The sequence below is a fragment of the Binatus sp. (SeqCode) genome, from assembly GCF_050013435.1.
Classification (GTDB): domain Bacteria; phylum Desulfobacterota; class Binatia; order Binatales; family Binataceae; genus Binatus.
In genome coordinates, this window is sequence record NZ_JBEKFG010000138.1 from 1 (window position 1) to 3,472 (window position 3,472).

Annotated in this window: 4 protein-coding genes and 1 pseudogene; all 5 read right to left on the minus strand. The window is 62.0% G+C overall.

All coding sequences use genetic code 11. The annotated features are described in order from the left end of the window. A partial coding sequence (locus tag ABSB13_RS16845; RefSeq protein ID WP_428110501.1) for a hypothetical protein occupies positions 1-391 on the minus strand: 391 nt, incomplete at its 3' end. Between the two features lie 280 nt (positions 392-671). Beyond that, a complete protein-coding gene (locus ABSB13_RS16850) occupies positions 672-1,043 on the minus strand; it encodes an RNA recognition motif domain-containing protein (RefSeq protein WP_428110502.1) in 372 nt (123 codons plus the stop codon). Between the two features lie 330 nt (positions 1,044-1,373). Continuing rightward, a complete protein-coding gene (locus ABSB13_RS16855; protein WP_428110504.1) occupies positions 1,374-2,258 on the minus strand; it encodes an alpha/beta fold hydrolase in 885 nt (294 codons plus the stop codon). Positions 2,259-2,296: 38 nt separating this feature from the next. Next, positions 2,297-3,052, minus strand: coding sequence for an acetoacetate decarboxylase family protein (locus ABSB13_RS16860; protein WP_428110505.1), 756 nt, complete (start codon positions 3,050-3,052; stop codon positions 2,297-2,299). Continuing rightward, a pseudogene (locus ABSB13_RS16865) lies at positions 3,052-3,472 on the minus strand (hypothetical protein); the annotation flags it as partial. The gene ABSB13_RS16860 and the pseudogene ABSB13_RS16865, both read right to left, overlap by 1 nt.

A 3,472-nucleotide genomic window follows, 5' to 3' on the forward strand; every position in this document is an offset into this window, starting at 1 on the left:
CGGCGACGTCGGCCTTTTCTTCCTGCGGATCGAGCACCCATCGGTTTTCAGGCGGCAACGGCTCCTCGCGCATCGCACCCGTCTTGGCATCCTCGAGCGTGAGCAAGAGACCGGCCCGTGGATTGCCGGCGTCGTCGAGCAGATTGTGATGCGCGGTCACCAGGTAAACGAACGAGCGGCCGGGGAACACCGCGCTCGGCACGGCGACGAAAAATGCGGTGCCGACCTGCACGACGCGTCCGTCGCGGTGGGTCACGATGCCGGCGACGTTGCGCAGCGTGCCGGACGGAACGGTGTCTGCAGTGTCGGCGGATGACGCGCCGGGCCTGATAGCGAGGATGGACGCGAGTGCGAGGGTGGCCGCCACAATCGAGAGTATTGGTTTTCTCATTCGATCAGATTCATCCTCAGATTCATCCAGGGTTGCCGGTTTTCTTCCGCCGGGTTTGGCCCCGGCTCCGTTGACGGCGCATAACGATAGCAGAAGAACAATCCTGTGGAAGGGGTTCGCGGCCAGCTCGATGCGTCAGTGAGCGGCGGAAAAAACAGAGCGGCGCGGCAGGAGTGATTTGCTCCGACCGCGCCGCCAATTCAACTATTTCACTGCTTCACTTTTCTCTTTTCACTTTTTCACTGACTACAAGCCCAGTCGCGATACGCGACGCGAACTTCTACCATCGATTGCGATTTCCGCCGCCGCTGCCGCCCTCTCTGCCGCCACCACCGCCTCCCCCCTCGCGGCCGCCGCCACGGCGGCGATCTCCGCCGCCGCCACCACCGCCGCGCGGGCCACCGGTGCTGGCGCGTGCCTCGTCAATCTTAATCTTTCGGCCCTTGAGGTCGGTGTCATTGAGGGTCTGGATCGCCTTGGTCGCGTCGGCCGCCTCCGCCATCTCGACGAAACCGAAGCCGCGCGACTGCCCCGAGAATTTGTCGGACACGACGACCGCGCTCTCGACCTTTCCCGCCTGCGCAAACAGCTCTGCCAGGTCTTCCTGCGTAACCGCGTAGGCCAGGTTGCCTACATACAATTTAGTGGGCATAAAAGCCCCTCCTTGTGAATTTGCCGGGAAGCTCCTATACAGACGACCATCCGGAATTTTGACCGGGTTCCGTGAGAAAGGCGGCGTCCAGGGCGTTTCGATCCTGAGATAAAGATAAGCGCGGCGCGAAGCGGTGTAAAGCAGGGGGCAGGGGTGAGGAGGAAATTCACTTGATTGAATGTGAAACCCTCGGTGGGTTTCACACTTCCTTCGGCAGGGGCTGCAGCCCCTGCACCCGCAGTGAGAAGACGCGAAAATCTGCGCAGCGCATCTTTTCGCGACTATGCAATGGCAGAGCCCAGGCGCGTCGCAACGGCGCGGAGCCGTCATCTACCGGCGATCGAGGAATTCGCGGACGTACTGATTCACCAACTCGGGTTTTTCCTGTTGCACCCAATGGCCGGAGTCCGCGATGTACTTGATGTCGAATGGACCGGTGAACAGCCCCTCCATCCCGTAGGTCAGTTCCTTCCCGAGTGCGAAATCCTGTTCGCCCCAGATCAAAAGCGTGGGCGCCGAGATCTTCCGATCGATCCAGGAGTCGGAGCCGGGCTTGGCCATGAAGCCGGTGCGGAAGTTCGCGCGATAGTAGTTGATCGCGGCGGTCAGCGAATAGGGATTGCGAAACGCGGCGCGGAAGTAGTCGAGATCGCTTTCGGTGAAGACGTCTTTTTGAATCGTGCCGTTGCGCAGCGCATTGACGAGCGCCTCATAGTTGCGCCGTCGGATCATCCACTCGGGAAGGCGCGGAATCTGAAAAAAAAGCATGTACCAGCTGCGGATCATCTGGCGCGGATTGCGCCGCAGCGCGTGACTCATCCGCTCGAGATGAGGACAGTTCATCACGATGAGACGCTCGACAACGTCGGGACGCATCATCGCGGTCGCCCAGGCTACCGCGCCGCCCCAATCGTGACCGACCACGATGGCGCGCCGATGGCCAAGCGCCTCGATCAGATCGGCCGCATCGCCGACCAGCTTGTCGAGCGTGTAGTTCGCGACCCCGACGGGTGCGTCGGATTCGCCGTACCCGCGCATCTCGACTGCGACGCAATCGAAGCGGTCGGACAGCGCGCGCATCTGATGGCGCCACGAGTACCAGCATTCCGGGAACCCGTGCATCATGATGATCAGCGGGCCGGCGCCGGCGCGGGCGATTCGGATCGCGAGTCCGCTCTTGAGAGTGATTTTTTCGAAGCGCCAGGGTTCCGGCATGGTTTGCGACCTCAAAGAAAGAAAAGGCCGTGGCGCATTCAGGCGGCGACTTTGGTCGTACCCTGCATCGCGGGCAACCCGGGATCGCAGATGTACCGAATCTTCGGGAGCGTCACGTCGGCGGTCGTGAAGCTGGCGGAAATAGGATTGGCGAGGCGAAGATTGGCGCCGGCGCCGAACGCGTCGTTGTCGAGCAGGATAACCCGCGGTTTGCCGCGCTCCGCCTTCGAGAAGGTGAACTCGGGATCGACTTGCACGAGAACCAGCTTGCCGTCGTCGCGGTTGCGAGCCAGATGCATGCTCGCGACGTACTGGATATCGCCGCCGGAGATCACGTCGCGATCGAGGAGCTCGCATTCGAGCACCGGCTTGCCGCCGGCGCCGGCATGGGCAATCACCCGGTCGTGGCGGATATAGAGCTTCACCTCGCCCGCGACCGCCGGATAACCCCATCGCGCAGCCAACTCGCGGCGCGCATCTTCATTGTCGCAGAAACTGCGCAACACGAAGCCGCGCGGACGAACGCCGGTGCGGCCCGAGACGCGAACCTCGGCAATCGTGAACGGGCCGACGGGGCTGTCGGGATAATTGGTGACGCAGAAAATTGCGTACGCCGGAATCGACGGATGCATCGTGGCCGGGATCAAGTTGTCGGCGGGATCGTCATCGATCTCCATGTTGAGCGTGACGATTCGCGCGCCCTTGAGGATCCACGGCTCGGTTTTGTAGCCGTTGATCGTGGGCGCCGACTTGGACCACGCAGCCAGATCGAGCTTTCCATAACGCGGTGGCATCAACGACCTCCTGCGGCGGCGGAAGCGTAGTCGCTCGCACCCTGAAAATGAGGCATCACTTCTTTGGCGAACAGGCGCAAGCTGTCGAGCACCTTTTGCTGCGGCACGGTCTCGAGCGCATTGAGCAGGAAGTTGACGCGATCGCAGCCGACCGATTCCCACTTCTTCAGCTCGCGCAAAATGCGCGCGGGATTTCCAATCGCGATACCCTCCGGCGCGCCGGACGCATCGCCCGGCCCCGACGCCTCCTGACGAAGCGAAGGCAGCAAGCCCAGCGACGGGTACGATTTGCTGGGATACGCCTCGCGCACCGAAAGTAACTGAGCAGCGAGATAATTGAAGGTGCCGGTAAGGCGCCGGCCTATCTTGACGCCCTCGGCTTCGTCTTCATGGCAGTAGAGGAAGTTCACCGTCGAGACG

Coding starts and splice junctions, on each gene's coding strand:
- ABSB13_RS16850 (WP_428110502.1), bottom strand. CDS start 1,043: ATGCCCACTAAATTGTATGTAGGCAACCTGGCCTACGCGGTTACGCAG.
- ABSB13_RS16855 (WP_428110504.1), bottom strand. CDS start 2,258: ATGCCGGAACCCTGGCGCTTCGAAAAAATCACTCTCAAGAGCGGACTC.
- ABSB13_RS16860 (WP_428110505.1), bottom strand. CDS start 3,052: ATGCCACCGCGTTATGGAAAGCTCGATCTGGCTGCGTGGTCCAAGTCG.